Raw genomic sequence first — 26,573 nt, 5'->3', positions numbered from 1 at the left:
AGGCCAAGCAGTGATCGCCGCGGCGATCTGTCGAAAGGCCAAAGTTGACCACAACATGTGCAGGACCCGCTGTCTCGGCTGCTTCGAACGTCTATCAGCCGCAGGACGATTCCCGGTTGCTGGTGGATGTGATGGGAGAAAGCGCGCTCATTCCCGGACGGCGCGTTCTCGACCTGTGCACGGGGAGCGGATTCGTCGCGATCGCCGCGGCGGAGATGGGGGGCGAGGACGTCACGGCCTTCGACATCTGCCCGCACGCCGTGGGTTGTTCCCGTGGCAACGCGGCCGCCGCCGGCGTGAAGGTCGATATCCGGAAGGGCACCTGGAGCGAAGCACTTGACTGCGCGCCGTTCGACGTCGTCGTGTCGAATCCCCCGTACGTGCCTACACCCCCGGACGGCGACAACGAACCGATCAGCCCCAGCGCGGGGCCGTCGTGGGCCTGGAACGCTGGACCGGACGGGCGGATGGTATTGGATCCGCTGTGCGAAGCGGCGCCAAAGTTGCTGTGCGACGGCGGAACCCTGCTGCTGGTGCATTCGGCGCTGTCCGGTGTGCGACAATCGCTGGATTCCCTGAAGTGGGCCGGCATGGACGCGAAAGTCATTGCGTCGAAATGGATACCGTTCGGCCCCGTGATGACAGCGAGGGCGAAATGGCTGGAGAGCGTCGGCCTGATACCCCGGGGACGCCGGGAAGAGGAACTGGTCGTGATCCGGGCGGACAAGCGTTGAGCACCACCCGGGTTCAGGTGGTTGCGGGCGGGCCGGTGCTGGTGTCCGGCCCGGTGCGCATCGAGATGCCGAACGGGCAGGTCGTCGAGTCCGACCGCTTCATGGTGGCGATCTGCACGTGCCGGCGCAGCGGTAACTACCCGTTGTGCGACACCAGCCATCGGCGCTGCCGGAACGTGGGGCGCAAGACCGCTAGTCCAGCGCCACCCGCAACGACGTCCGATCCTGCTGCCACGACGCCATAACCGCGTCGGCCAACCGGTTTTCGATCGCGGCGTGCGCGCGGATCCCGAACACGATGTCGCGGTCGAGCTGCGGCTCCCGGGCGACGAGGTCGCCTACCACGTCGATGCGCACGACGTGCTCGTGCACCGCGTCCGCCTCGACGTGCTCGGCATAGAACTCGATGCAGGCCGACGGTGCACCCATCCGCTGCAGGGCCTGCACCATCCGCTGCGATCCCGGCGGGGAGGTGATCTCGGTCGAGGCGAAGTGCCCGATCGCGGCACCGCGCAGTTCGCGGTGCAGCCCGAACAGAGACATCAGGTTGACCGCCGCAAGCGCTTCGGCCGGGACGACGTCCATGTAGGCCAGATACGTCGTGTCCAGGCCCGCGGCCGCCATCAGATCGGCGAAGAGCTGCTGGTGCAGGCGGGGACCCTGCCCGGCGCCGTACTCGTCGAATTCGATTGCCACGAAGGCGGCTTTGGCGACACCCATCAGCCGCGGAATTGCCCAGGCGTGCGGATCGCCCTCTTTGAGGTGATACACCGACCGGTGCACGAAGTATTCGCGCATCTGCTGCCAGGTTCCGGTGTCACGCAGGTAATACGACGGGCCGGTGCCGTCGACCGGCTCGACCGAGATGGCGTCCATCTCGGCGGCCGCCGTCCGATCCGGCGCGATGGGCCCGACGTCGCGCCGCACGCCCGCCAGGAAGACGCGTTCCAGCTCGCCGCGCAGTGCCAGCAGCGCCGGATTCCACTCCCAGCCGGGGTCGACGCCCGCGAAGCCCCGGTAGTGCAGCTCGTAGCACATGCACAGTGCCAGCTGCAGATCCAGACCGTAGGGATCCGAGTCGCGGACGGACGCACCGATACGGGTCAGGTGGTCGTGTGACGGCGGCCCCGACAGGGCGCGGCGAACGGCGGTCGACAGCGGCCCGTGTGCCTCCGGCAGGGCGGGTTCGGTCGTGATTGATGCGCGGGTCACGTCCACGACTACCCGCAATCCCGGGCCCACAAACGGTGTGGCGTCATCCCTGCCCGTCCTCACCGGGCACTCGAAAGGTGATGTCGGCCGTCGTGCCGGTCGGCGTGCAGTCGAGTTCCAGCGTGTTGCTGAGCGCCCTCATCAGCAACAAGCCCCGTCCACCTTTGTCCGGGTTGGCCTCCGGTGTCTTCCAGGAGCCCCGGTCGGTGATCCGGGCGTGGATCTCGCCGTCTGCGAGTTCGAGGTCGAGCAACATCGTGCCCGGGGCATGCCCGGAATACGCGTGCACGGCGCAGTTCGTGCAGGCCTCGTTGACGACCAACACGATGTCGGCGACCAACTCGTCGGGCAGGCCGGCGCTGTCCAGCCAATCGGCCAACCGATGCCGGATCCCGACCAATCGTTCTGCGCTGGCCTCGGTTTCGATCCGGAGCGGTGACTGCTGATGCCGGTAGATCACCATCGCCACATCGTCGTCATACCCCGCCGCGGGGGCCAGCTCGCGCAGGACCGCATCGGCGACCGAATCCAACGGCAACGTCGTCGTCTTTGCCAGAACCGCAGCCGCGCGGTCGATTCCGTCGTCGATGGACTCGTGCTTGCGCTCGACCAGCCCGTCGGTGAACAGCATCAGGGTGGAGCCGCGCGGCAACACGCGGCTGGACTGCGGGCGAGGTTCGGTGCGACGGACTGCGAGCGGCACCGACGCGGCGTCGGTCAACATCGCCGTCGTGCCGGGTTCGGAGCCGACCAGCACGGCGGGCATGTGGCCGGCGTTGCTGTACTGCAGGACACCGGACTCGGTATCGAGGATCGCCAGAAACACGGTGGTGCAGTAGGCATTCGGGATGAGCGAGGCCGCCGAGTCGAGCTGCTCGAGCAACAGTGCGGGCTCGGCCCCGTTGATCAGCAGCGCTCGCGCCGAGCTGCGCAGCTGACCCATGACCGCGGCCGCCGGCAGGCCACGGCCGACGCAGTCACCGACGACGATGCCGATGCGGTGATCGCCGATGGGCAGCACGTCATACCAGTCGCCGCCGATTTCCAGTGGCGGGACGGCGGGTTCGTAGCGCACCGCGAAGCCCGGCGGCGGCTTTAAAGTCGGCAGCAGGGCGCGCTGCAGCGTCAGCGATGTTTCGCGGGCGCTCTCGAATTGGCGGACATGTTGCATCGCCAGACTGAGGTGGCCGATGAGGACCGTGACCAGCAGCCGGTCTTCGGCGCTGACCCAGCGCGGCGTGCGCAACTGAAGCCACAACGCCAAATCGCCCGCGCCGGAGAGCACCGCCACCAATCCCTGTGCCTTGCCGGGGTCGTCGGGCCGCTCGACCGTTTTGGCCGTCAGCGGCAGCTGATGGCGGGCCTGCTGGAAAGTATGACGCAACCACGGATCCATTCTGCGCCAGTGTATTTCGGACGGCTCGCCCGCCACCTGAACGGTCGGTTCTCCCTCCCCGGCCGGCCAGGTGATGGCAACCACGCGTTGTACGTCGATCGCGGCGCTGCACTCGTCGAGGGTGATGGACAGCAGCTCGTCCACGCTCTTGGCCACCGCAACCGCCGTTGCCAGGCGCAGGACCGCGTTTTCCCTTGCGGCGAAGGCCCGTTCGGCGGTGATGTCGCGCATCGTCCCCACGAACACGTCTTGGTCGCTGCCGCTCCCCTGGACCGCGTTGATGCTGACCGTCACCCAAACCAGGTGCCCGTCGCGATGCCGAATGGGCGTCTCGTAGGCGGAGGCGCCGATGCTCCGGACCAGCCCCTGCTGCTGGCGGGCGCCCTTTTGGTCGACCAACCACGGGTGCGGCCACCGGTAGGGCAGACCTTCGGCGGGATAGCCGAGGATCTCGATCAGGGCGTTGTTCATCTCGATCACGGTGCCCTCGTGGTCGGCGACGAAGAACCCCTCCTGTAACGAATTGACCAGTGCGGTGCGGAATTTGTCGCGGTCGGCCAGCCCCTCGGCGCGGGCGCGCTCGCGCGCGAATCGTTTGGTGCCGTCCAGGAAGCCGCGAGTGGCGATGTCGAGCGGGACCAGCATCTGCAGCAGGAATTCCAGCCCGATCGGTGCGTCGATTCGCACGTCTTGCGACAGGGCGAGGATCAGGTGGACGTGGCGCTCGACGATCTCGAGCAGGCTGACCTGCTCTTGCAGGGCCCGGCGCCCGAGCTCGTACGCGACGGCCAGGCTGTCCTGGTCACGCTCCCGAAGATAGCTGCGCAACGCCGCGGCGTACTGGGCGTGGAACTCGTCGTGGTCGCTCATGTCGAGGACCCCCGATGGCGAGCGGTCAGCACCATGGCATCGTCGGTTTCCTTGGCGTCCTTACCGAGGAGTTCTTCGGCGATCACGACAGCGGTGGCCGAGAAGTCGATGTGCTGCAGGTAACTTTCGGCAATTCCGTCGGTACTTATCACGAGCAGGTCACCGGGGCGGATCGAAATGACTTGCGCCGGTTTGATTTCCGGTATGCGGTAGCCGACGATTCCCGCGGTCAGCCGCGCACTGGATCGGATTTGGGCCCCGGTCGGGGACTTGGCCACCAGGTCGGCGGTGACGTTGCCGACACCCGTCCAAGTCAGCGTGTTGGCCGCGAAGTCCACCCGCGCCAAAGTCATCGCGACTCCTCTGGTGCCCTCCAGCACTCGGTGGCAGAGCTGGATCAAGACTTCGAGCCGCTCAGAGCTGGAGCGCTTGACCGCTTCGATGGCGCGCAGCGCGGCGGTTGCGGCTTCCGGACCGTGGCCGAGGCCATCCACCACTCCGAACAGAGCAGCTTCGCGGTCGATGTCGACGGCGATAGCCCGGTCACCCGAGATGTACTCGCTGGGCAGAGGGCGCCCCGCCCTTGCCCACTCGATTGGCCCGTAGCGACCGTTCTCATACATGGGGCGGGACCCATTTCCACATTTCGACGACCGTTCCCCGGCCGAGCTCCGACTCCACGAACAACTTGTCCATCAGGCGGCGAGAGCCGGGGAGACCCATTCCCAACCCGCGGCCGGTCGAATATCCGTCCTCCATGGCCCGGTCGACGTCGGCGATGCCCGGTCCCTGGTCCTCGGCGCGCACCACCAGGGCCTTGCGGCCGTCCCGGTCGGCCACGAAAACCCGGATGGCGCCTCGGCCGGCGTAGCTGGTGATATTTCGCGCGACCTCGGAGATCGCCGTGGCGATCATCGTGACGTCGGTGAGGGAGAAGCCCAGATCGAGGGCGAGTTGGTGTCCTGCTTTGCGCGCTTCGACGATGTCGTCGGGATTGTCGATGTCGACGACGATATCAGTCTCCACCGTCGCGCCCGATCGTCGGTTTCCGCTGCGCGAGTTGGCGATTCAGCAGGGCCAAACCCTCCTCGAGGTCCAGCGCCGTGTTCATGTCGTCGAACGCCAGGCCCAGCTGGACCATGGCGAAGGCCACCTCCGGCTGCAGGCCCACGATCACCGTGTCCGCGCCGCGCAGCCGGGTCATGTGGGCAATTGTGCGCAGCGACCGGGCCGCGAAGGAGTCCATCACGTCGATGGCGGTGACGTCGACGATGATGCCCTGTGCGCGGAACCTGCTGACCCGCTCCATGAGGTCGTACCGCAGCCGTTCGGTCTCGGAGTCGGTGAGTGCCGACTGCACCGTTGCGATCAGGATCGCGCCCTGCTTCAGGATGGGGACTGGCATGAGGTGCTCGCGCTAATCGTGTTTACCCCGTGGTCTCGCCGGTGCGGGTGACTTCGTAGCCGAGCAGCCGTTCGGCTTCCTCGATACCGCCCTGCAGGTCGCCGACGGCGTTCATCTTTGACAGGTCCAGCCCGATCGTCACCAGCGTCAGGGCGATTTCCGAGGACAGCCCCGTGATGATCACGCTCGCACCCATCAGCCCCGACGCGTCGACCGTCTGCACCAGGTGGTTGGCCACCGTGGAGTCGATGGTCGGCACACCGGTGATGTCGATGACCACCACCTTCGCGCGGTTGGCGCGGATGGCCCGCAGCAGCTGCTCGGTGACCTGGCGGGCGCGTTGGCTGTCGAGCACGCCGATGATCGGCAGAATCAGCAGCTGCTCGCGCACCTGCAGCACCGGCGTCGACAGCTCGCGGATCGCCTCCTGCTGCTGGCGGATGATGCGCTCGCGTTCCTGCACGAAGCTGACGCCCACGGTGTTGGCGATGCGGTTGGCCGCCGGTTCGTAGGCGTCCAGCACCCGGTTGAGCATGTCGAAGTCGGTCTGGTACTTCTCGAACAGCGACCGCGCGAGCACGTCACGCAGCAGCAGCACGATGCCGAGCACCTCGTCGGTTTCGACGCCCCGCGGGATGATGCGCTCCGAGAGGTCGCGCGCGTAGTCCTGCAGCGCCTCGACGCTACCGGTCTCGAGCACTTCGACGTAGCTGTCGTACACCGTCGTCGCCTCGGAGAAGATCTCCTCCGGGGTCATCGCGGTGAGCAGCTCGGCCTCGGTGATCCTGCGGGCCCACTCCTCGCGCAGGACGGTGCGGTTCTGCCGCAGATGCTGGACCAGCTGGGGTAACAGGCCCTCGCTGGAAACGCTGACCGCCTGCGCGGTGGCACCCGAGCTGCTGAACTCCGACGGCGAATCTGACATGTGGCCTCCCGACTGCCGGTCCGCGCCCCGCCCCGCCCTTGCAGGCTAATTTTTCGAGACTAGCGTGGGTTGCCGCGGGGCAGGTGTTGAGGGCATATTCTTCTCGCAGTTCGGAACGCAGGCTAGGCTTGCACCACACCTGAAGCCCCCAGGACAAAGGATCCCCATTGTCAGCTCCCGATTCGATTACCACGTTGGTTGAGGACCACGATGGGGTTTCTGTGGTCAGTGTCAGCGGAGAAATCGATCTGGTCACGGCGCCGGCCCTGGAACAGGCCATCGGTGCGGTAGTTGCGGAGAACCCGACGGCGCTGGTCGTCGACCTTTCCGCAGTGGAGTTCCTCGGTTCGGTGGGGCTGAAGATCCTGGCGGCGACCTACGAGAAGCTGGGCAATGCGACGGGGTTCGGCGTGGTTGCGCGCGGTCCGGCGACCAGGAGGCCCATTCACCTGACCGGGCTGGACAAGACCTTCCCGCTGTACCCGACGCTGGACGACGCCCTGACCGCGGTTCGCGACAACAACAACCGTTAGTCGCTCGATCCCGGTATCCGCCGTTGCGCGGCAACCTTTTTGGCGAAACTTCCGACGTTGCGTCGCGCGATATGTGGACTTCAAGCGGGCGGAACGCCGGACGCGATTCAAGTTGAAGGCGTAGCGATTCTCGCGGCCCTTGCGAGCGAAACGGCGCTGGCGTCCTCCACAGGTGCGATGATCACGGCTATGGACGTCGATCACCCGCAAGACGATCAGCGGTGGGATAGCCGCGAGCGGGGCGAAACAGAAGTCCAACGGCTGGACCGCAATTGGAACAGCTTGCTGCAAGAGCTGCGCGTGGTCCAGACCGGTGTGCAGCTGCTCACCGGCTTTCTGTTGACGCTGCCCTTCCAGCAGCGTTTCGACGTTCTGAGCCCGCTTATGCGCAACTTCTACCTCGCGACGGTGGGGTGCTCGGTGGGCGCGACGGTGCTGCTGATCGCCCCCGTCGGCATGCACCGGCTACTGTTCCGGCGGCATCGCCTGCAGGTGCTGGTGTCCGCCGCGCACCGCTGTGCGTACGCGGGGCTGGCGCTGCTCGGCATGGCGCTGACCGGGGTCACGATCATCGTCTTCACCGCCGTGGCCGGGCGCAGCCCTGGCCTGATCGCGGGAGTGTGTGCGCTGACGCTGTTTACGTTGTTCTGGTGGCTGCTACCGCTGCTGCTGCGCACTCGCGGAAGGTAGCGCGAGCTCGGCGATACGGGTCGAGTCCAGGTGATCGAGCAGGTCTTGGGGATCGGCGAAGATCGGTGACGCACCCGCCGCCTGCAGCTCCTCGCGGGCGATGCCGCCGCTGAGCAATCCGATGCACGGCAATCCGGCGCCCGCCGCGGCGTGCGCGTCCCACACGGCGTCCCCGACGAACACGGCACGGCCGGCTTCAACCCCGGCCCGCTCCAGCGCGATCTGCACGATGCCCGGTTCGGGTTTGGCGGTGTCGACGTCGCGCGCGGACGTCGTTCCGAAGATGACGTCGTCGCAGTCGAGGACCTTGCGCAATATCTCGAGTTCGTCGTCGGGCGCCGAGGTGGCCAGCACGACCTGCAGGCCCAGGTCGGCCACGCGGTGCAGCAGTGCGCGGGCGCCGGGCAGCGGCGCGAGCAGGTGGGTGCTCTCCCGGTAGTAGCGGCTGTGCCCGTCGCTCAGCCGCTCCTGAACCTCGTCCGGGGCGTCATCGGAGAGCGTGCGCACCAGCGTGGAGCCGTCCATGCCGATGCAGCGGTGGATCTGCCAGGCGGCCACCGGTAAGCCCTCGGCGTCGAAGGCGCGTCGCCACGCGTGGACATGCAGATAGTTGGAGTCGACCAGGCTTCCGTCGACGTCGAACAGAACGGCGGGTTTCATCTGCGCGGCATACCCGGATCGGGGCCGGCTGACACCGGACTTCGTCGCCGTTTGGGTTTGCAGGCGGCGGGTAACCGCCATGCGTGATCCGCGAAACCGTAGCGATTCCTTAGCCTCGGTGCTCGGCTCGGGCGGCCGTTATCGGAGAACCGCATATCATGCGAATCCATCTGGTACACAGGCGTTCTCACGAGGAGCGAAGTTGAATTCCCACAACCGTGACCCGGTAGACCATCAACGGACCGCCCGTCAGCACGCCGGCGAAACCGTGACGAACGGCGCCAACGCGCCCGGCCTGGCCGGCTCGGCCGTCGCGGTGGCCGCCCTGATCGTGGGTTTGTTCGCGCTGGCGACCGGGCACTTGTCCGCGGGTCTGACGGCCGTGATCCTGGCGGCCGCCCTGGGTGCGGCGAGCGCGGTGTGGTTGGTGCGCATGCACCGCAGGGTGCGCGACGCCGAACTGGCCTGGCACGCCGCGAATTCCGACGAGCCCGCCCCGCCGCCGACCAGTTGAGCACTGTGAGTAACGGACACCGGCCCGGCCGCCGAGACGTTTGATCGCGGCGATGACCGGGTAATAGCGGATCATGGTCGCGCCCGTTTCGTTGCGAGCAGCAAACTATTCGGTCGAGCATGAGCATGATGTCGCCCTGCTCGGCCTCGTGGCCGTGGTGGTCTGGGCGGTCAGCCTGGCGGTGGGCCTGTTCGAGCTGCTGGTGGGGCACGAAGGGGTGGCCATCGTGGCGCTGGTCGTGTCCGTCGTCGCGCCGTGGTTGGGGCTGACCCTCGCGCATTACCCCGCGGTTACCCGGCACCTGAGGCGGCTCAGCGTCCGGCGGCGCGACTTTTTCGAACCGGTCGGTGTAGCTCGCGGCTGAATGGGGTACTGCCTGCGCCACGGGATGAGTACAGGAAAGTGCGTCAACCCCGGTGATTAGCAGGAAAGGAACTGCCATGCCGACCGTAAGCGACTATGACGCACGCCGGGTGTCCGACATGGAAACCCAGGACAAGTCCGCGATAGGCGAGCTAGCGCCCACCTTGCAGGGACCCGCCACCGCGGTGGTCGACGAGGATCCCAACGATGTGCACTTCTTCGAGCTGCCCGGCGCCGACCTGTCCGACGAAGAGCTGTCGGTGACGGTTATTCCGCAGCGGTCCGACGAGTTCACTTGCTCGAGCTGTTTTTTGGTGCAGCACCGCAGTCGGCTGCGCACGTCCAGCGCGGGGCTGTCGATCTGCGCCGACTGCGCGTAACGTCCCCCGCCCATTGACCGACCGCGTTGCCGCGCAACCGTTTTCGCTCGGGGGGCTACCGGATCGACGCGGGTACGCGAATTCGCCGTCCACATCGGCGCAGTCGACCAGCGGGTCCCATCGTCGTTGTAGCGCCGCGCGCAGGCGCGAAATCGATTCAGGCCCGCGCCCATTCGCGGTCACACACGGCCCAAGGCCGGGTGACGGTCGCCCAGTCCGGTTCGCCATTGCCGGGCTCGCGGATCACGTGGGCGGACGTGTCGCCGCGGCCGGGGCGGGCGCAGACGGCGCGGTAGGGCCCCGCCGGCTGGTTCTGCATGAGCCGCAGGTGTTCCGCGTGGGTGAACGGCACGGTCGCCAACGACCGGGGGGACCGGGCGCGGATTGTCCGACCACAACAGACCACAGGTCACCGTGGCCACCGCCGTGACGATGGCCAGGATCGTCGTGGCGATGTCCCACCGCCAGTTCGACGGGAGGGCCGCCCCGCCTTACCAGCGCCATGGCGGGCCGAGCTCAATCGCGCAGCCGCCGCGGTGTCAGACTCCGCGGTCAGCCGTCATACCGGCTAACAAGACTGAGTCGGGGTGGCGGGATTTGAACCCACGGCCTCTTCGTCCCGAACGAAGCGCGCTACCAAGCTGCGCCACACCCCGCTTGAAGCTCCGACAGCCTATCGCACCCGCCCATCGCCTGGCCAAACCGCGGTGTGGCGGATCACCTCCACAGGCAGGAGCGCTCGAACTCCGCCAGCGCCTCGGCGGGGCCGCTCGGATCGAGTCCCTGCGCGCTGACCCATTCGTCGCTGAAGTAGGTGTCGCGGTAACGGTCGCCGCTGTCGGCGAGCAGCGTGACCACCGAACCGCTGCGGCGCTCGGCGACCATCTCGGCGAGCAAGCCGAAGGCACCCCACACGTTGGTGCCCGTCGAGGGCCCCACCCGGCGGCCCAGGACGGCGCTGACGTGGCGGGCGGCCGCGATGGACGCCGCGTCGGGCACCGCCACCATCCGGTCGACCACGCCGGGCAGAAACGACGGCTCGACCCGCGGCCGCCCGATGCCCTCGATCCGGGACGAGGTCGGCATCACGACGTCGTAGCGGTCCTCGGCGTAGGCGGGGAAGAACGCCGAATTCTCCGGGTCGACGACGCACAACCGGGTCGCGTGCCGCCGGTAGCGGATGTAGCGGCCGATCGTCGCGCTGGTGCCGCCGGTGCCCGCGCCGACCACGATCCACTCCGGAATCGGATGCGTCTCCTCACCCATCTGCTCGAAGATCGACTCGGCGATGTTGTTGTTGCCCCGCCAGTCGGTGGCGCGTTCGGCGTTGGTGAACTGGTCCAGGTAATGCCCGCCGGTGTCGCGCGCGACGCGCTCGGCCTCGGCGTACACCTCGCTCGAGTTCCGCACGAAATGGCAACGGCCGCCCTGGGCTTCGATCAAGGCCACCTTGGATGAGCTGGTGGACGCCGGCATCACCGCGACGAACGGCAGACCCAGCAGCGCCGCGAAGTAGGCCTCCGACACCGCCGTCGAACCCGACGAGGCCTCGACCACCGTGGTGCCCTCGTTGATCCATCCGTTGCAGAGCGCATACAGAAACAGCGATCGCGCCAGCCGGTGCTTGAGGCTGCCCGTGATGTGTGTGGTCTCGTCCTTGAGGTACAGCGCCACGTCGACATCCGCGCCCCACGCCGACGGCAGCGGGTAGCGCAGCAAGTGTGTGTCCGCACTGCGGCGGGCGTCGGCCTGGATCAGCCGGACCGCGTTGTCCGTCCAGCACCGCGAGCGGCCGCGGACCGCGATCCGGGCCCGCTCGGTCAACGCACCGAAACTGTTGGCTGCGAACGGCTCAGGTCGCTGGCCGAATCGCGACCGCCCATCGGGGTGGCGATCAGCGTCAGCAGGGTGGCCTCGGGCCTGCAGCAGAAGCGCACCGGCGCGAACGGCGAGGTGCCGATGCCGGCGGACACGTGCACGTGCATGTTCGCGCCCCACCGCGACGGTCCCTTCGCGCGGGACCGGTCCAGGCCGCAGTTGGTCACCACCGCGCCGTAGCGCGGCAGGCAGACCTGTCCGCCGTGGGTGTGTCCGGCCATCACCAGTTGGTGGCCGTCGGCCGCGAAGCGGTCCAGCACCCGCGGCTCCGGGGAATGGATCAGCCCGAGGCGCAGGTTCGCGGCCGGGCTGGCCGGACCCGCGATCGTGTCGTAGCGGTCCCGGTCGATGTGCGGGTCGTCGACACCGGCGGCGGCGATGTGCAGGCCGGCCACCTCGAACTCCCGCCGCGTGTGGGTGAGGTCGAGCCAGCCGCGCTCCGTGAAGGCCGCCCGCAGGTCCTGCCAGGGCAGCGGCTCACCGAAGACCCGGTGCGACGGGTTGGCCAGGTAGTTCAGCGGGTTCTTCAGGCGCGGGCCGAAGTAGTCGTTGCTGCCGAACACGAAGACGCCCGGCCGCGACAGCAGGTCCCCGAGGGCCTGCACCACCGCCGGCACCGCCTTGGGGTGCGCCAGGTTGTCGCCGGTGTTGACCACCAGGTCGGGTTCCCAGTTGCTCAGCTCGCGCAGCCAGGCCTGTTTGCGGCGCTGGCCGGGCAGCATGTGGAGGTCGCTGATGTGCAGTACCCGCAGCGGTGTCGAGCCGGGCGTCAGGACCGGCATGGTTATCTCGCGCAGGACGAAGGCGTTGCGCTCCACGACGGCGGCATAACCGATGCCGGCGACGGCCGAACCGAGCGCGGCGGCACCCGCGCGCACCAGCTTGGGCAAAACATCAGCCATGCTGGCAAGCCTACTGCCGGTCGCGCCTTGGCAGCGTACAGCGTGCGCCGCGGGGCCAAAGTCGCCAAGCCTACGGGGGCGGCTGCCCCGGCGGAGGCGGCGGCGCCAGCAGCGGAATGGTGATCGGGGGCAGGCCCGGGATCTCCACCACCTGCGAGCCGACCGGCACCGGCGCGCCCTCCGGGGGCGGCGGCGGTGCCGGCGGGATGCCGTTGCTGACCTGGATGGTGATGATCGACCCGGGGATCGTCGCGCCGCTCGGCGAGGTTCCGACCACCTCGCCCTGCTTGGCGGAGCTGTTGACGAAGTTGTTCTGGTCGTTGACCTGGAAGCCGGCTTCCTTCAGGCGGGTGCGGGCCGCCTCGATGTCCAGGCCGGCGACGCTGGGCACCCGCGACCCGGGCGAGCCGTCGACGTAGCGGGGGTCGGTGGGCGGCAGCTGCACCGGACCGAAATTGGTGGCGATCGGCTTCATCGCCGTGAACCAGGTGCGGGCCGGCTCGTTACCGCCGTACAGGTCGCCCGCGCCGCAATGGCGCAGCGGCGCCGAGCACAAGTCGGTCGGCGTTGTCGAATCGTCGTAGATGTAGTTGGCCGCGGCGTAGTGGTTGGTGAAACCCACGAAGCCGGACGAGCGGTGCGCCTCGGTGGTTCCCGTCTTACCGGACATCGGCAGCGTCCAGCCCGCGGCGCCGGCCGAACCGGCAGCCGTGCCGCCGCCCACCGCGTCTTTGCTCATCGCGTTGGCCAGCGTGTTCGCCAACCCTTCGGGCACCACCTGGTCGCAGGTCTCGGTCGTCACGGCGACTTCGTTGCCGTGCCGGTCGATCAGCTTGTCGATCGGGTTGGGCGGGCACCACGTGCCGCCGGAGGCCAGCGTGGCCGCGACGTTGGACAGCTCCAGCGCGTTGACCTCGATGGGGCCCAGGGTGAACGAGCCGATGTTCTGCCGTTTGACGAAGTCGGCCAGGCTCTCGTTGCTGTCGGGGTTGTAGTCGCGGGCGGTGCCGGGGTCGGCATAGGACCGCAGGCCCAGCTTGATCGCCATGTCCACCGTGCGGGTGACCCCGACCTGCTGGATCAGCTTGGCGAACGCGGTGTTGGGCGAGGTGGCCAGCGCCTCGGTCACGTTCATCGACCCGCGATAGTTACCGGCGTTGACCACGCACCAGTTGTCCTTGGGGCAGCCCCTGGCCCCGCCGCTACCCAGGCCTTTGGCCTGGAACCGCGCCGGCACTTCGAGCGTGGCGTTGATGCCCATGCCCATGTCCAGCGCCGCGGCCGTGGTGAAGATCTTGAAGACGGACCCCGCGCCGTCGCCGACCAGGGAGAACGGCTGCGGGCGCATGGTTTGACCGGCATCGACGTCCAGCCCGTAGGTGCGGTTGCTGGCCATCGCCATGACCTTGTGCGACGTCTTGCCGGGCTGGATCACGCTCATCACGCTGGAGATGCCCGGCAGCGTGGGACTGGCGAACTTGTCGATGGCCTCCTTGACCGGGGCCTGCACGTCCGGGTCCAGCGTGGTGCGGATCAGGTAGCCGCCCCTGGCCACCTGTTCTTTGCTGATCCCGGCCCGGGAGAGGTACTCCTGGACGTAGTCACAGAAGAAGGCGCGATCGCCCGCCGCGATACAGCCCCGGGGCAGCTCGTTGGGCTGCGGCAGCACGCCCAGCGGGGTGGCCTTGGCGGCGCTCAGCGCGTCGGCCTCCTGCGGGATGTTCTCGATCATGGTGTCCAGCACCAGGTTTCGTCGCGCCAGCGCGCCCTCGGGATTGGTGTAGGGGTTGAGTGCGCTGGTCGACTGCACCATGCCCGCGAGCAGCGCCGCCTGCTGCCAGTTCAGGTCCGAGGCGTTGATGCCGAAGTAGGTCTGCGCCGCGTCCTGCACGCCGAACGAACCGTTACCGAACGACACCAGGTTCAGGTAGCGCGTCAGGATCTCGGGTTTGGTGAAGGTCTTGTCCAGCGTGAGCGCCATCCGGATCTCGCGCAGCTTGCGCGCCGGGGTGGTTTCCACCGCGGCGCGCTTCTCGGCGTCGGTCTTCGCCGTCACCAGTAGCTGGTAGTTCTTGATGTACTGCTGTTCGATGGTCGAACCGCCGCGGGTGTCGACGTCGCCGCGCGCGTAGCCGGCCAGCCCGGTCAGGGTGCCCTGCCAGTCCACCCCGTTGTGTTCGGCGAAGCGCTTGTCCTCGATGGACACGATCGCCAGCTTCATGGTGTTGGCGATCTTGTCGGTGGGCACCTCGAACCGGCGTTGCGAGTACAGCCAGGCGATGGTGTTGCCCTTCGCGTCGAGCATCGTCGACACCGCGGGCACCTCACCCTCGAGCAGTTGGGCCGACCCGTTGGCAACGACTTCGGAGGCACGGTTGGACACCAGACCCAATCCGCCCGCGAACGGAAACATCAGCGCCGTGGCGACGACGCCGGCCAAAAAGCAGTACCCCGCAAGCTTGAGGATCGTGAGCAGGGCCTGGGGGCGGTCTGACATGGCTACTACAGTAGCGGCCTCCAGTCACGCCGCCACGCTGCGAGTTCGCCCCCTTTTTCCGCTGTCATTGACCAGCGCTTTACCGTCGCCGCTGCGATAAAATTTGCACCTGCGTCAGTGAGCGAACACCGCGACCGCCTGTCCAAGATCACTTCTTCGCCTATCGCATCTGAGCGAGACGGCACGCCCGTCCCAAAAAAAGCGTTATCGGACTGTTGCGCAATTGGCAGCTGACCACCTAACTTAGACACACGGTGAGATTCAGGTAACACCGATGTACACAGTGTGGCGTAGATCGCAGGTGAAGATCTGCACCCCAGGAGGCGGCCGCGGGAGCGGCCGGTAGGGAAGGGAACAGTTCGTGTCAGCAACACGGCCTGCGGCGCGTAGGACAAACATTGCGGCCGCACAAGGGGTACTCCGCAGCGTTGATGCAGAAGAACGGATCGCCTGGGTTTCCAAAGCACTGTGCAGAACCACCGACCCCGACGAGCTCTTCGTTCGGGGGGCGGCCCAGCGCAAAGCGGCCGTCATCTGCCGGCACTGCCCGGTGATGCAGGAGTGCGGGGCGGACGCGTTGGACAACAGGGTCGAGTTCGGCGTCTGGGGCGGCATGACCGAGCGTCAGCGCCGGGCCCTGCTCAAGCAGCACCCCGAGGTGGTGTCCTGGGCGGACTTCTTCGACAAGAGGAGAACCCGCAGCGCCGGCTGACCCCCGGGGGGCCGGCGGCTCCTAGCGCAGGGGCCCCTGGGCCGTGGCGCGGGCCGCATCGTCGCCGGCCGACGTGATCTGATCGGCGAGCGCGCGCAGAGCATCCAGATCCGAGACGTCGAACGGCAGCGAGGGAACCCCGATCACCGGCACGTGCGGGTTGGCCCCGGTGAACCGCGACAGCAACCTGATTTCCCGTTTGGCGGTCTGCGCGCGGTCGGCATGAATCCTGAGCACGGCCGCGGCCAGCGACGCCGCCTCGGAATCCGGGTGGTCCGCCAGCGTTTCGGTCCCATCGATCGCCCGCTCGGCGGGCAGCGAGCACAACGTCGGATGGGTGCGGTTCAGGACCAGCCCCGCGAGCGGCATGCCTTCCTGCGACAGCCGATCGACGAAGAAGGAGGCCTCGCGCAGCGCGTCGGGTTCGGCCGCCGACACCACGACGAACTGCGTACCCCGCCTCTTCAGCAGCGCGTACGTGCGATCCGCCTTCTCCCGGAAGCCACCGAAGGTGGCGTCCAGCGATTGCACGAAATCCGCCGCATCGCTCAGCATCTGTGAGCCGAGCACGGTAGACATCGCCTTCATCGCCAAACCCATTGCGCCGGTGACCAATCGGCCGATGCCCCGGCCCGGCGCCAGCAGCAGCCGCCACAGCCGGCTGTCCATGAAGCTGCCCAGCCGTTTGGGCGCATCCAGGAAGTCCAGGGCGTTGCGCGACGGCGGGGTGTCCACCACCACCAGGTCCCACCGGTCCTCGGCCAGCAGTTGACCGAGCTTCTCCATCGCCATGTACTCCTGCGTGCCGGCGAGCGAGCTGGCCACCGTCTGATAGAACTGGTTGTCCAGAATCGCCTGGGCCCGGCCGTTTCCCGAGTACTGGAGCACCATCTCGTCGAACGTGCGGCGCATGTCCAGCATCATCGCGTGCAACTCGCCGGGAACCTCGGATGCCAGGGGCACCCGTTGCGGGATGTTGCCGAGGTCGTTGACCCCCAGCGCTTGTGCCAGCCGCTTGGCCGGATCGATCGTCAAAACGCAGACGTTGCGGCCGTATTCGGCCGCCCGCAACGCCATCGCGGCCGCGGTGGTGGTCTTGCCCACCCCGCCGGCACCGCAGCACACCACCACCCGGTTGGCGGTGTCGGCCAAGATCGCCGCCATATCAAGCCTGCTCGGCGTGGTACTCATCGGACCCCCTGCTGCGCAAGCGATTCCGAAAGTTCATAGAGGCTGCCGAGGTCGACACCGTCGGAGATCGCCGGCAGTTCGAGCCGCGGCACCTTCAACGCGTCCAGCTGTTGCGCGATCTCGGCGCGCGCGGCGATGACCGTCGCGTGCTCGATGGTTTCGGTCAGCAGACCGGCGAAATCGGTGTCGTTCAGCTTGATTCCCGCCATTTCCAGCCCCGCGCGCACCGAGTCCGCGTCGACGTCTCCCTCCGCGGCCTTCGCCAGATCGGCGGGCTGCAGATAGGACGCGATGTTGCGATTCACGATCACGCTGCCGATCGGCAGCTGCATCTCGGCGAGCTCCTCGATGGCCTCCAGCGTTTCCTGCACCGGCAACGCCTCCAGCAGGGTGACCAGGTGGATGGCGGTCTGCTCGGAGTGCAGCAGCTTCACCACGCCCTCGCTCTGCGAGTGCACCGGCCCGCCCTTGGCCAGATCCGACACGGCCTTGGTGACGTCCAGGAAGCGGGCGATCCGGCCCGTCGGCGGAGAGTCGACGACGACCGCGTCGTAGACCGGAAGCCGGTTCTTGTCGACACGCACCACCGACTCCTTGATCTTTCCGGTGAGCAGCACGTCACGCAGACCGGGGGCGATCGTCGTCGCGAACTCGATGGCGCCGATGCGGCGCATCGCCCGCCCGGCGATGCCGAGGTTGTAGAACATGTCCAGGTATTCCAGGAACGCGGCCTCGATGTCGATCGCCAGGGCGTTGACCTGACCGCCGCGTTCGGCGGTCGCGATCTTGACCTCCTGGTAGGGCAGCGGGGGGACGTCGAAGAGTTGTGCAATGCCTTGCCGCCCTTCGACTTCCACGAGGAGAACCTTGCGGCCTCCGGCTGCCAAAGTCAGCGCCAGTGCGGCCGCTATCGTCGACTTGCCCGTACCGCCTTTGCCGGTGACGAAATGCAGGCGGGCTTTCGACAGCCGCGCCGGCCAGCCGACGGAGCTACCGCCGCTCGATGTGTTTGCCACCTTCGCATGCTAGCCCGACCGGCGCCCGGCCCCCGGGCAGGCCGGAGGCGTTCACATCGGACGGATAAGCTCGCGCCATGAGCCAACCGACCGCATGGGAATACGTCACGGTCCCGCTGCTGACGCACGCCACTAAACAGATCCTCGACCAGTGGGGTGCCGACGGCTGGGAACTGGTGTCCGTGCTGCCCGGGCCCACCGGTGAGCAACACGTCGCGTATCTGAAGCGCCCGAAATAGATGACCGCGTCGGCGCGGCTCGCGCAGCTTGGTGTCACGCTCCCCGAGGTGGCGGCTCCGCTCGCCGCCTATGTGCCCGCGGTGCGCACGGGCGACCTGGTCTACACCGCGGGCCAGTTGCCGATGAAGGGCGGGCACCTGGCCGCGGCCGGCAAGGTCGGGGCCCGGCTCAGCCCGGAGGAGGGCAAGGCGCTGGCCCGGATCTGCGCGCTCAACGCCCTGGCGGCCATCGACGCGCTGGTGGGCATCGATGCGGTGACGCGGGTGGTCAAGGTCGTCGGCTTCGTCGCATCCGCTCCAGGTTTCAACGGCCAGCCCAGCGTGATCAACGGGGCCTCCGAGCTGTTGGCCGAGGTGTTCGGCGATGATGGCGCCCACGCGCGGTCGGCGGTCGGCGTGTCCGAGCTGCCGCTGGACGCGCCGGTGGAAGTGGAGCTGATCGTGGAGGTCGGCCCGCGGCCGTGACCGACGCACCCGAGTCGCTGAGCCACCCCGCATACGGCAGGCTGCGGGCCGTCACCGATACTGCCTCGGTCCTGTTGGCCGACAACCCCGGATTGATGACGCTCGAGGGCACCAACACCTGGGTGCTGCGCGGCAGGGGCAGCGACGAGCTGGTCGTCGTGGATCCCGGGCCGGACGACGACGAACACATCGCCCGGCTCGCCGAACTGGGCCGCATCACGCTGGTGCTGATCAGTCACCGGCACGGCGATCACACCGACGGCATCGACAAGCTCGTCGAGCGGACCGGTGCAACCGTGCGCTCGGCGGGCAGCGGGTTCTTGCGGGGCCTCGGCGGCCACCTCACCGACGGCGAGGTGATCGACGCGGCCGGCCTGAAGATCACGGCGATGGCCACCCCGGGCCACACCGCCGACTCGTTTTCGTTCGTGCTCGACGACGCCGTGCTCACCGCGGACAGCGTGCTGGGCCGCGGCACCACCGTTATCGATAAGGAAGACGGCAGCCTGGCCGACTACCTGGAATCGTTGCGGAGGCTGCGCGGCCTGGGGCCGCGCAGGGTGCTGCCCGGTCACGGGCCGGACCTGGCCGACCTCGAGGCCGTCGCGTCGGGCTACCTGATGCACCGGCAGGAACGCCTGGAGCAGGTGCGCGCGGCGTTGCGGCACATCGGCGACGACGCCACCGCCCGGCAGGTCGTCGAGCACGTCTATGTAGACGTCGACGAGAAACTCTGGGACGCGGCCGAATGGTCCGTTCAGGCGCAGCTGGACTATTTGCAGGGCTGAACTTTCAGCCGAAATCGACGCTAACGCGAAAAAAGTGCGAGACAACGTGTCATAACGCCGATCTCGACGCAATTAGTGCGCTTACCGAGCGCGCCTTGCCAGCCTTTCGGAGTCCGAAATCAGCACACTCTTGCCCTCCAGGCGGATCCAGCCGCGGTGGGCGAAATCGGCCAGCGCCTTGTTTACCGTCTCCCGCGAGGCCCCCACCAGCTGGGCGATCTCCTCCTGGGTCAGGTCGTGGGTGACCCGCATGGCGCCGCCCTCCTGGGTGCCGAAACGCTGGGCGAGCTGCAGCAGCTGCTTGGCCACGCGGCCGGGCACGTCGGTGAAGATGAGGTCGGCCAGGTTGTTGTTGGTGCGGCGCAGCCGTCGGGCCAGCACCCGCAGCAGCTGTTCGGCGATCTCGGGACGATCGGCGATCCACGCCCGCAGCGCGTCGCGGTCCATCGACACCGCGCGCACCTCCGTGATGGTGGTCGCGCTGGAAGTCCGCGGGCCCGGGTCGAAAATCGACAATTCGCCGAACATGTCCGACGGGCCCATGATCGTCAGCAGGTTCTCCCGGCCGTCGGGTGAGCGGCGGCCGATTTTGACCTTCCCCGAGACGATGATGTAGAGCCGATCACCCGGCTCGCCTTCGGCGAAGACCGTGTGCCCACGGGGAAAGTCGACGGGTTGCAGTTGCTTGGTCAGCGCGGCGACGGCGCTGGGCTCAACCCCTTGGAAGATTCCTGTCCTTGCCAGGATCTCGTCCACATTGCCTCTTCGGATTTCAAATGATTGTGTACGGGCAGGTTAATCCCGTGCTCGCGTGATGAGTCTAGCGGTAGGACTTTTTGTCCAACGTGCAACGCTACACACGATTGACGTGTCTAGTCGCCTCAAACTGCGGATTGATGCGCGAATGCGCGTGTATTCGGGTCGGCAATGTCAGCTCGCCGTGGTCGACGAAGCTGGCGGCAAACGACGGCGCCGCGTGACGCGGCCCCCCGGTTAGCGCGGCCTCCGCAAGTTCCCGGGCCTCGCGCCGATGCAGGAATTCCACCGCCTCCGGCATGCCTTCCCGGGCCAGCGTGTGCATGTCCACGAGCTCGGCGTACTCGAAGAACTCGCTGACAGCGACCATCGCGACGTCATCGCGGGCGAGCCCCCGTTCGAGCCGTCCCAAGCCGAGCGCCGCCAGCATCAGCAGCCCGGGAATGCAGGCCACCAGCAACCATGACACAAGGAGAGTAAACAGGGCCTTCAATCAACACGAGGTCTCGGCGAGATCACGAAATCAGTACTCTGTCGTAGGTGACAGCGGCAAAGTCGTCCGGGCGCTCGAAGTCCACGCCGGCCCCTCCGAGTGGCGATGGCGCGCGGCGCTGGTCCGAGGAGACCCGGGCCGCCTTGGTGCGACGGGCCCGCCGGATGAATCGGGCGCTGGCCCAGGCGTTTCCGGACGCGCACTGCGAGCTGGACTTCACCACGCCGCTGGAGCTGACGGTCGCCACCATCCTTTCCGCGCAGAGCACCGACAAACGGGTGAACCTGACGACTCCGGCCTTGTTCAAGCGGTACCCGTCGGCTCTGGACTACGCGCAGGCCGACCGCGACGAACTGGAAGCCCTGATCCGTCCGACGGGCTTCTTCCGTAACAAGGCGACCGCCCTGATTCGCCTCGGGCAAGCCCTGGTCGAACGGTTCGACGGCGAGGTGCCTTCCACCATGGAAGAACTGGTCACGCTGCCCGGTGTGGGGCGCAAGACTGCCAACGTCATCCTGGGCAACGCTTTTGGGGTTCCCGGCATCACCGTGGACACGCACTTCGCGCGGCTGATGCACCGCTGGCGCTGGACCGCCGACAAGGACCCGGTCAAGATCGAGCGCGCGGCCGGCGAACTGATCGAACGCGGCGAGTGGACCATGTTGAGCCACCGCGTGATCTTCCACGGCCGCCGGGTGTGCCACGCGCGCAAGCCGGCCTGCGGTGTGTGCTTGGTGGCCAAGGATTGCCCCTCCTTCGGCCTCGGCCCCACCGATCCGCTGCTGGCCGCGCCCCTGGTGCGGGGCCCGGAAACCGAGCACCTGCTGGCCCTGGCCGGCCTGTAGAGCACGGCCTTGACGCGGACCACGCGCTGGACCATCGCGATCCTCGCGGTGGTGGCGGCGCTGGCCGCGGCCCTGGTGGGCCAGCTGCGCGACGAGTCCGCGACGACGTCGAAGCCCGGCACGGCCGTGAACACCCCCGGCCGCGAACACCGCGACGCCGACACGGCGGCCGCGCTGGCGGGTCCGCGGCAGCGGGCCGGCCTGGCGGCCTGTCCCGCCGCGGGCGACGCTCCCGGCCCCCCGCCGCTGCGCGGAGTCACGGCCGAGTGCGCCGCGGACGGTTCGGTTGTCGACGTCGCCCGCGCGCTGGGCGGGCGCCGGGTGGTCCTCAACTTGTGGGCGTATTGGTGCGCGCCGTGTGCGGCCGAGCTGCCCGCGATGGCCGAGTATCAACGCCGGGCCGGGCCGGCCGTGATGGTGGTGACCGTGCATCAGGACGAGAACGAAACGGCCGCGTTGCTGCGGCTGGCCGAGCTGGGCGTTCGGCTGCCCACCCTGCAGGACGGCCGCCGTCGGGTCGCGGCGGCCCTGGGCGTGGTGAACGTAATGCCCGCGACGGTGGTTCTGCGGCCGGACGGTAGCGTGGCAAGGATGCTGCCGCGGGCTTTCGACAGCGCCGAGGAGATCGCCGCCGCGGTCGGAAATGACAAGGGATAAGCCGAAAATTGGACCGACTGGAGCGCCCGGTGAGTGTTGGGGGCACGCCTCGGCCTGCGGGAGATGAGACCCCCGCCCCAGCGCGCGGGGCGGTTTCGCTGACCCCGGAGGCCTCGCCGCCGTGGCTGCGCCCCCTGGTCGACAACGTCGGGCGGATGCCGGACGCGTACCGGCGGCGGCTGCCCGCCGACGTGCTGGCGATGATCACCGGAAAGGCCGCGTCGACTTTGTCGGTGATGCGTGGCAGTGGCCGCGAGGCCGCCGTCTTGGTGCTCTTCTCGGGTCCTGCATCGGCGCCGGCCGATGGCGGCGTCCCCGACGACGCCGACTTGCTGGTCACCGTGCGCGCCTCGACCCTGCGCCACCACGCCGGCCAGGCCGCGTTTCCCGGCGGCGCCTCCGATCCGACCGATGCCGGTCCCGTCGCCACGGCCTTGCGCGAAGCCCAGGAGGAGACCGGGATCGACGTGTCCCGGTTGCGTCCCCTGGTCACGATGGAGCGCACGTTCATCGCGCCGTCGCGATTTCACGTCGTCCCGGTGCTGGCATTCTCGCCCGATCCCGGCCCGGTGGCCGTCGTCAACGAGGCCGAGACCGCGATCGTGGCGCGAGTTCCGTTGCGCGCCTTCATCAATCCGGCCAACCGGCTGATGGTGTACCGGCGTGACCTCGGGCGCCGGTGGGCCGGACCGGCGTTTTTGCTGAACGAGATGCTGGTTTGGGGATTCACTGGCCAGGTGATCTGTGCGATGCTCGACGTCGCCGGCTGGGCCCAGCCCTGGGACACCACCGACGTCCGCGAACTGGACGCGGCGATGGCGCTGGTCGGCGACCAGGGTGGTGCCCAGCGATGAACATAAACTCGATGACCCCGTCGCAGTGGCTTGACGTGGCCGTGCTGGCGGTTGCCTTCATCGCGGCCGTCTCCGGCTGGCGCTCCGGCGCGTTGGGCTCGCTGCTGTCGTTCGTCGGCGTGTTACTCGGCGCGATCGCGGGCGTGCTGCTGGCGCCCCATCTCGTCAGCCACATCGCCGCGCCCCGGGCCAAGCTGTTCGCCGCCCTGTTCCTGATACTCGCCCTGGTCGTCGTAGGCGAGGTCGCGGGAGTGGTGTTGGGTCGGGCGGTCCGCGGCGCGATCCGCAGCCGCACGATCCGGACGGTCGACTCCTTCATCGGGGTGGGGGTCCAGCTGGTGGTGGTGTTGACCGCGGCCTGGTTGCTGGCGACTCCGCTGACCCAGTCGAAGGACCAGCCGGAGCTGGCCGCCGCGGTCCGCGGCTCGCGGGTGCTGGCCCAGGTCAACGAGGTCGCCCCGCCATGGCTGAAGACGGTGCCCAAACGGCTGTCGGCCCTGCTGAACACCTCCGGCCTGCCCGCGGTGCTGGAGCCGTTCAGCCGCACCCCGGTGATCCCGGTGGCTTCGCCCGACCCCGCGCTGGCCAACAATCCGGTGGTGCAGGCCACCGCGCCGAGCGTCGTCAAGGTGCGCAGCCTGGCGCCGAGCTGCCAGAAAGTGTTGGAGGGCAGCGGATTTGTGATCGCCCCCGACCGGGTGATGACCAACGCGCACGTGGTGGCCGGTTCCAACAGCGTGCAAATCTATGCCAGCGGCAGCCCCCTCGATGCCACCGTGGTGTCCTATGACCCGTCGGTCGACATCGCCATCCTCGCCGTCCCCAACCTGCCGCCACAACCCCTGACCTTCGCCCAGACCGAGGCCAAAACCGGTACCAGCGTGGTGGTGCTGGGTTATCCGGGCGGCGGTAACTTCACCGCGACCCCGGCCCGCATTCGTGAGGTCATCAAGCTCAGCGGGCCCGACATCTACCGCGACCCCGCGCCGGTCACCCGTGACGTCTACACCATCAGAGCCAATGTGGAGCAAGGTAATTCGGGTGGACCGTTGATCGACCTGAACGGCCAGGTGCTCGGCGTGGTATTCGGTGCGGCCGTCGACGACCCCGACACCGGTTTCGTGTTGACCGCCGACGAGGTCAACAGTCAACTCTCCAAAATCGGCGACACCCGGCAGGTAACCACCGGGTCGTGCGTCAGCTGACCACGGAGTCGAGGAAGCGCATCAAGTGCCTGTTGATTTCCTCCGGCACCTCTTCGTGGCTGAAATGCCCTGCGCCGGCGATGGATACGTAACGTCCCTGCGGGGCATACCGCTGCGTCCGGTCCACCGGGTCGGCCAGCACGTAGGGATCGGCGTCGCCGCGCAGGTGTAGCAGCGGCACGCTGAGCTGCTGGCACATCGACTTCATGAATCGCCGGCCTTCGTCGCGCAGCTGACTGCGCACCGCCCAGCGTTGGTATTCCAGTGCGCAGTGCGCCGCCGACGGAATCTGGATGGCCAGCCGCTGGTAACCGATGGCTTCGGAAAAATCTTCGGATGCAAGCCATTTGGCGCAGCTGCGGCTGCGGACAAGTCGCTCGATCTCGGCCGCATTGCGGCGGGTCAGCAGGCGCTCCGGCCAGATCGGCACCTGGTAGCGCAGCAACGTCGGCAACAATGCGTAACGCTGGTCGCGGCGGGTCAGCGTGGACCGGCGCAGCGCCGCCGGGTGCGGCGAGCTGATCAGCGCGATGGCCGACACCAACCGTGCGTGCAGCAGCGCGGTGGCCCAGCAGGCCAGCCCGCCGTCGGCGTGACCTACCAGCGTCGCCGAGGAGTGCCCCAGCGCGCGAATGAGGCCGGCCGTGTCGCCGGCCAGTGTCCAGCCGTCGTAGCCGCGGGGCGGCTTGTCGCTGCCGCCGTAGCCGCGCAGGTCGACCGCGACCACCCGCGCCCCCGTCAGTCCCCGCAGCTGATGACGCCAGGACCACCAGAACGAGCCGAAACCGTGCAGCAGCATCACCAGTGGGCGGGCCGTGGGCGGCGTGGTCGGGTCCGCCCCGGCGGGCAGGGCCTCGACGACGTGGAACCGGATCCCGTTGGCGTGCACGTCCAGGTGGCGCCATGGCCCGCCGATGCGGGTCACCGACGGATCCGGCGGGGCCACTTACCAGCCCGAGGGGTCGGTATCGGGCTTTTCGTGCTTGCCGCGCTCGGCGAGCTGCTGCGCCTTGTCGTGTCCCGGGGTGAGAGCGGTGCGTGTCTCCTTGACCGATTCGATGGTCTCCCGCGGCCCCCGGATGCGGCGGACCTTGAGGAATCCCAGCAGGGCCAGCAGGGCACCGACCACCACCTGGACGCCGAACACGATCAGGAACGCCACCCAGCGCCACAGCCAGGTGTCGAGCAGCTCGGCGACGAAGAAGAAGAAAAAGAACGTGGAGTAGAACAGCACCACCAGCGCGGCGATGAAGAACACGCTGCCGGTCAAGCCCTTCTTGACGTCCCGGGTGATCTCCGCCCTGGCCAGTTCGACCTCTGCGCGCACCAGAGTGGAGATTTGCGTGGTCGCGTCCTTGATCAGGTCGCCGATCGACGGCTCGGCGGGCCGGGCGTGCGGGTCGGTCAAGGGGATCGTGGTCAGGGTGCTGGGCACACCGTTCTTGCCATCGGCTTTGCTCACAGACGGTCCCCTCTTTCGTCATTTGCCCGGCTCGCTGTCGTCGCGGTTCATGTTGCCATGCGCCGCCATGCCAGACGAGGCCAGCCGAAGGCGGCGGCCAATTCCAAGCCGCTGGGCACGGGGCGACGCGGGCCCGACGGGCCCCGCTGAGCACGGCGAGTGAGACAGCGGGCCGACTAGACTGGCCAAGCCGGTCGGGAGTCCGGCCGGTGGATGGGAGTGGTGCTGTGCAGACGGCGTACCGGCGCTGCGTGGCCGCGATCGCGGCGGTGCTCTTGGTCCTGGTCGGCTGCCCTGAACGCGCCGCCGCCGCCAATGTCAGGATCCCGATGGGCGGCGGCGCCGGCATCGTCGTCAACGGGGACACGATGTGCACCCTGACGACCATCGGGGGCGATGCCACCGGTGAACTGATCGGCTTCACCTCCGCGCACTGCGGCGGCCCCGGCGCACAGGTCGCCGCCGAGGGCGCCGAAAACGCCGGCATCCTGGGCACCATGGTGGCCGGCAACGACAACCTCGACTACGCCGTCATCAAGTTCGATCCCGCCAAGGTGACACCGACGGCCAACTACAACGGCTTCGCGATCAACGGCCTCGGCCCGGATCCGGCCTTCGGCGAGATCGCCTGCAAGCAGGGCCGCACCACCGGAAACTCGTGCGGCGTCACCTGGGGGCCGGGCCAGGACCCCGGCACCATCGTCATGCAGGTCTGCGGCCAGCCGGGCGACTCCGGGGCGCCGGTGACCGTCAACAACATGCTGGTCGGCATGATCCACGGGGCGTTCAGCGACAACCTGCCGACCTGCATCATCAAGTACATCCCGCTGCACACGCCTGCCGTGGTCCAGTCGTTCAACGCGATCCTGACCGACGTCAACTCCAAGCACCGGCCCGGTGCGGGCTTCACGCCGCTACCGGCCTGATCCGG

At 68.1% G+C, this 26,573-nt stretch carries 33 protein-coding genes and 1 tRNA gene; 16 read left to right on the top strand and 18 right to left on the bottom strand.

Annotated elements, in window-relative coordinates; all coding sequences use genetic code 11:
* Positions 1 to 44: 44 nt before the first annotated feature.
* Entirely contained in the window at positions 45 to 734 is a 690-nt protein-coding gene (locus KXD96_RS01660) for a HemK2/MTQ2 family protein methyltransferase (protein ID WP_260742561.1), read from the top strand.
* 65 nt (positions 735 to 799) lie between these two features.
* Positions 800 to 979 carry a CDGSH iron-sulfur domain-containing protein gene (locus KXD96_RS01655; RefSeq protein ID WP_260745586.1) on the top strand — a complete coding sequence of 60 codons (180 nt, stop codon included), beginning with the start codon at positions 800 to 802 and terminating at the stop codon, positions 977 to 979.
* On the opposite strand, the gene KXD96_RS01650 is transcribed toward KXD96_RS01655, so the two are convergent.
* From KXD96_RS01650 to KXD96_RS01625, 6 genes are read right to left on the bottom strand one after another with little or no spacing between them, the layout of a single operon-like run.
* Positions 927 to 1,946: an iron-containing redox enzyme family protein gene (locus KXD96_RS01650; protein ID WP_260742560.1), complete on the bottom strand. Its 1,020-nt coding sequence runs from the start codon at positions 1,944 to 1,946 to the stop codon at positions 927 to 929. The genes KXD96_RS01655 and KXD96_RS01650 overlap by 53 nt on opposite strands.
* A gap of 43 nt (positions 1,947 to 1,989) precedes the next feature.
* Positions 1,990 to 4,212 carry a SpoIIE family protein phosphatase gene (locus KXD96_RS01645; RefSeq protein WP_260742559.1) on the bottom strand — a complete coding sequence of 741 codons (2,223 nt, stop codon included), beginning with the start codon at positions 4,210 to 4,212 and terminating at the stop codon, positions 1,990 to 1,992.
* Positions 4,209 to 4,835: a SpoIIE family protein phosphatase gene (locus KXD96_RS01640; protein WP_260742558.1), complete on the bottom strand. Its 627-nt coding sequence runs from the start codon at positions 4,833 to 4,835 to the stop codon at positions 4,209 to 4,211. Before KXD96_RS01640 ends, KXD96_RS01645 begins: the two co-directional genes overlap by 4 nt.
* Positions 4,828 to 5,238 carry an anti-sigma regulatory factor gene (locus KXD96_RS01635; RefSeq protein ID WP_260742557.1) on the bottom strand — a complete coding sequence of 137 codons (411 nt, stop codon included), beginning with the start codon at positions 5,236 to 5,238 and terminating at the stop codon, positions 4,828 to 4,830. The genes KXD96_RS01640 and KXD96_RS01635 overlap by 8 nt, the downstream gene beginning before the upstream one ends.
* Entirely contained in the window at positions 5,228 to 5,617 is a 390-nt protein-coding gene (locus KXD96_RS01630; RefSeq protein ID WP_260742556.1) for an STAS domain-containing protein, read from the bottom strand. The genes KXD96_RS01635 and KXD96_RS01630 overlap by 11 nt, the downstream gene beginning before the upstream one ends.
* Before the next feature lie 22 nt (positions 5,618 to 5,639).
* Positions 5,640 to 6,542 carry an STAS domain-containing protein gene (locus KXD96_RS01625; protein ID WP_260742555.1) on the bottom strand — a complete coding sequence of 301 codons (903 nt, stop codon included), beginning with the start codon at positions 6,540 to 6,542 and terminating at the stop codon, positions 5,640 to 5,642.
* 167 nt (positions 6,543 to 6,709) lie between these two features.
* On the opposite strand from KXD96_RS01625, the gene KXD96_RS01620 reads away from it, so the two are divergent.
* Positions 6,710 to 7,075: an STAS domain-containing protein gene (locus KXD96_RS01620; protein ID WP_260742554.1), complete on the top strand. Its 366-nt coding sequence runs from the start codon at positions 6,710 to 6,712 to the stop codon at positions 7,073 to 7,075.
* A gap of 189 nt (positions 7,076 to 7,264) precedes the next feature.
* Entirely contained in the window at positions 7,265 to 7,765 is a 501-nt protein-coding gene (locus KXD96_RS01615) for a DUF6328 family protein (protein ID WP_260742553.1), read from the top strand.
* On the opposite strand, the gene KXD96_RS01610 is transcribed toward KXD96_RS01615, so the two are convergent.
* Positions 7,733 to 8,425: an HAD family hydrolase gene (locus KXD96_RS01610; RefSeq protein ID WP_260745585.1), complete on the bottom strand. Its 693-nt coding sequence runs from the start codon at positions 8,423 to 8,425 to the stop codon at positions 7,733 to 7,735. The genes KXD96_RS01615 and KXD96_RS01610 overlap by 33 nt on opposite strands.
* 202 nt (positions 8,426 to 8,627) lie before the next feature.
* Between KXD96_RS01610 and KXD96_RS01605 the strand changes: the two genes are divergently transcribed.
* From KXD96_RS01605 to KXD96_RS01595, 3 genes are all read left to right on the top strand, one after another.
* A complete protein-coding gene (locus KXD96_RS01605; RefSeq protein WP_260742552.1) occupies positions 8,628 to 8,939 on the top strand; it encodes a hypothetical protein in 312 nt (103 codons plus the stop codon).
* A 73-nt stretch (positions 8,940 to 9,012) separates the two neighbouring features.
* Complete coding sequence (locus tag KXD96_RS01600; RefSeq protein ID WP_260742551.1) at positions 9,013 to 9,303, top strand: hypothetical protein; 291 nt, start codon at positions 9,013 to 9,015, stop codon at positions 9,301 to 9,303.
* Positions 9,304 to 9,379: 76 nt separating this feature from the next.
* The gene (locus KXD96_RS01595; protein ID WP_260742550.1) at positions 9,380 to 9,682 is read left to right on the top strand and encodes a DUF4193 domain-containing protein; all 303 of its coding nucleotides are present in this window, start codon (positions 9,380 to 9,382) and stop codon (positions 9,680 to 9,682) included.
* Positions 9,683 to 9,839: 157 nt separating this feature from the next.
* On the opposite strand, the gene KXD96_RS01590 is transcribed toward KXD96_RS01595, so the two are convergent.
* From KXD96_RS01590 to ponA2, 5 genes are all read right to left on the bottom strand, one after another.
* Positions 9,840 to 10,034, bottom strand: coding sequence for a hypothetical protein (locus KXD96_RS01590; protein ID WP_260742549.1), 195 nt, complete (start codon positions 10,032 to 10,034; stop codon positions 9,840 to 9,842).
* A 230-nt stretch (positions 10,035 to 10,264) separates the two neighbouring features.
* A tRNA-Pro gene (locus KXD96_RS01585) sits at positions 10,265 to 10,338 on the bottom strand.
* Between the two features lie 61 nt (positions 10,339 to 10,399).
* Complete coding sequence (locus KXD96_RS01580; protein WP_260742548.1) at positions 10,400 to 11,506, bottom strand: PLP-dependent cysteine synthase family protein; 1,107 nt, start codon at positions 11,504 to 11,506, stop codon at positions 10,400 to 10,402.
* Positions 11,503 to 12,462 carry a metallophosphoesterase gene (locus tag KXD96_RS01575; RefSeq protein WP_260742547.1) on the bottom strand — a complete coding sequence of 320 codons (960 nt, stop codon included), beginning with the start codon at positions 12,460 to 12,462 and terminating at the stop codon, positions 11,503 to 11,505. The genes KXD96_RS01580 and KXD96_RS01575 overlap by 4 nt, the downstream gene beginning before the upstream one ends.
* Positions 12,463 to 12,532: 70 nt before the next feature.
* Positions 12,533 to 14,959 (bottom strand): transglycosylase/D,D-transpeptidase PonA2, encoded by a 2,427-nt coding sequence (gene ponA2 / locus KXD96_RS01570; RefSeq protein WP_260742546.1) that lies wholly within the window; start codon positions 14,957 to 14,959, stop codon positions 12,533 to 12,535.
* A gap of 361 nt (positions 14,960 to 15,320) precedes the next feature.
* Between ponA2 and KXD96_RS01565 the strand changes: the two genes are divergently transcribed.
* The gene (locus tag KXD96_RS01565; protein ID WP_260742545.1) at positions 15,321 to 15,671 is read left to right on the top strand and encodes a WhiB family transcriptional regulator; all 351 of its coding nucleotides are present in this window, start codon (positions 15,321 to 15,323) and stop codon (positions 15,669 to 15,671) included.
* A gap of 21 nt (positions 15,672 to 15,692) precedes the next feature.
* Here the strand turns inward: KXD96_RS01565 and KXD96_RS01560 are convergent, their stop codons facing one another.
* Both KXD96_RS01560 and KXD96_RS01555 read right to left on the bottom strand, forming a co-directional pair.
* Entirely contained in the window at positions 15,693 to 16,862 is a 1,170-nt protein-coding gene (locus tag KXD96_RS01560) for an ArsA family ATPase (protein ID WP_260742544.1), read from the bottom strand.
* Entirely contained in the window at positions 16,859 to 17,878 is a 1,020-nt protein-coding gene (locus KXD96_RS01555) for an ArsA family ATPase (RefSeq protein ID WP_260742543.1), read from the bottom strand. The genes KXD96_RS01560 and KXD96_RS01555 overlap by 4 nt, the downstream gene beginning before the upstream one ends.
* A gap of 77 nt (positions 17,879 to 17,955) precedes the next feature.
* Here KXD96_RS01555 and KXD96_RS01550 point away from each other — a divergent pair, with 77 nt between their 5' ends.
* Genes KXD96_RS01550 through KXD96_RS01540 form a run of 3 tightly spaced genes read left to right on the top strand, consistent with a single transcriptional unit; the run spans position 17,956 to position 19,370 of the window.
* On the top strand, positions 17,956 to 18,117 hold the full coding sequence (locus KXD96_RS01550) for a DUF4177 domain-containing protein (protein WP_007166633.1): 162 nt from the start codon (positions 17,956 to 17,958) through the stop codon (positions 18,115 to 18,117).
* Positions 18,118 to 18,582 (top strand): RidA family protein, encoded by a 465-nt coding sequence (locus tag KXD96_RS01545; protein WP_260742541.1) that lies wholly within the window; start codon positions 18,118 to 18,120, stop codon positions 18,580 to 18,582.
* A complete protein-coding gene (locus tag KXD96_RS01540; protein ID WP_260742540.1) occupies positions 18,579 to 19,370 on the top strand; it encodes an MBL fold metallo-hydrolase in 792 nt (263 codons plus the stop codon). Before KXD96_RS01545 ends, KXD96_RS01540 begins: the two co-directional genes overlap by 4 nt.
* Before the next feature lie 81 nt (positions 19,371 to 19,451).
* Here KXD96_RS01540 and crp read toward each other — a convergent pair whose 3' ends face one another.
* Positions 19,452 to 20,126 (bottom strand): cAMP-activated global transcriptional regulator CRP, encoded by a 675-nt coding sequence (crp, locus tag KXD96_RS01535; RefSeq protein WP_260742539.1) that lies wholly within the window; start codon positions 20,124 to 20,126, stop codon positions 19,452 to 19,454.
* A gap of 97 nt (positions 20,127 to 20,223) precedes the next feature.
* Positions 20,224 to 20,610, bottom strand: coding sequence for a hypothetical protein (locus tag KXD96_RS01530; RefSeq protein ID WP_260745584.1), 387 nt, complete (start codon positions 20,608 to 20,610; stop codon positions 20,224 to 20,226).
* Between the two features lie 173 nt (positions 20,611 to 20,783).
* Between KXD96_RS01530 and nth the strand changes: the two genes are divergently transcribed.
* Genes nth through marP form a run of 4 tightly spaced genes read left to right on the top strand, consistent with a single transcriptional unit; the run spans position 20,784 to position 24,180 of the window.
* Positions 20,784 to 21,464, top strand: a complete 681-nt coding sequence (gene nth / locus KXD96_RS01525) for an endonuclease III (protein ID WP_260745583.1) — start codon at positions 20,784 to 20,786, stop codon at positions 21,462 to 21,464.
* Positions 21,465 to 21,473: 9 nt separating this feature from the next.
* Positions 21,474 to 22,121, top strand: coding sequence for a TlpA disulfide reductase family protein (locus KXD96_RS01520; protein ID WP_260742538.1), 648 nt, complete (start codon positions 21,474 to 21,476; stop codon positions 22,119 to 22,121).
* Between the two features lie 29 nt (positions 22,122 to 22,150).
* Positions 22,151 to 22,975, top strand: a complete 825-nt coding sequence (locus KXD96_RS01515; RefSeq protein ID WP_260742537.1) for a CoA pyrophosphatase — start codon at positions 22,151 to 22,153, stop codon at positions 22,973 to 22,975.
* Positions 22,976 to 22,986: 11 nt separating this feature from the next.
* Positions 22,987 to 24,180, top strand: coding sequence for an acid resistance serine protease MarP (gene marP / locus KXD96_RS01510; protein WP_260742536.1), 1,194 nt, complete (start codon positions 22,987 to 22,989; stop codon positions 24,178 to 24,180).
* Here marP and KXD96_RS01505 read toward each other — a convergent pair.
* Both KXD96_RS01505 and KXD96_RS01500 read right to left on the bottom strand, forming a co-directional pair.
* A complete protein-coding gene (locus KXD96_RS01505; protein ID WP_260742535.1) occupies positions 24,173 to 25,126 on the bottom strand; it encodes an alpha/beta fold hydrolase in 954 nt (317 codons plus the stop codon). The genes marP and KXD96_RS01505 overlap by 8 nt on opposite strands.
* Complete coding sequence (locus KXD96_RS01500; protein ID WP_260742534.1) at positions 25,127 to 25,642, bottom strand: phage holin family protein; 516 nt, start codon at positions 25,640 to 25,642, stop codon at positions 25,127 to 25,129.
* A 227-nt stretch (positions 25,643 to 25,869) separates the two neighbouring features.
* Here KXD96_RS01500 and KXD96_RS01495 point away from each other — a divergent pair, with 227 nt between their 5' ends.
* Positions 25,870 to 26,568: a S1 family peptidase gene (locus tag KXD96_RS01495; protein WP_260742533.1), complete on the top strand. Its 699-nt coding sequence runs from the start codon at positions 25,870 to 25,872 to the stop codon at positions 26,566 to 26,568.
* The last annotated feature ends 5 nt before the right edge of the window (positions 26,569 to 26,573 follow it).

The organism is Mycobacterium sp. SMC-2 (genome assembly GCF_025263485.1).
Classification (GTDB): domain Bacteria; phylum Actinomycetota; class Actinomycetes; order Mycobacteriales; family Mycobacteriaceae; genus Mycobacterium.
This window is presented reverse-complemented; position numbering and strand designations above follow the sequence as displayed.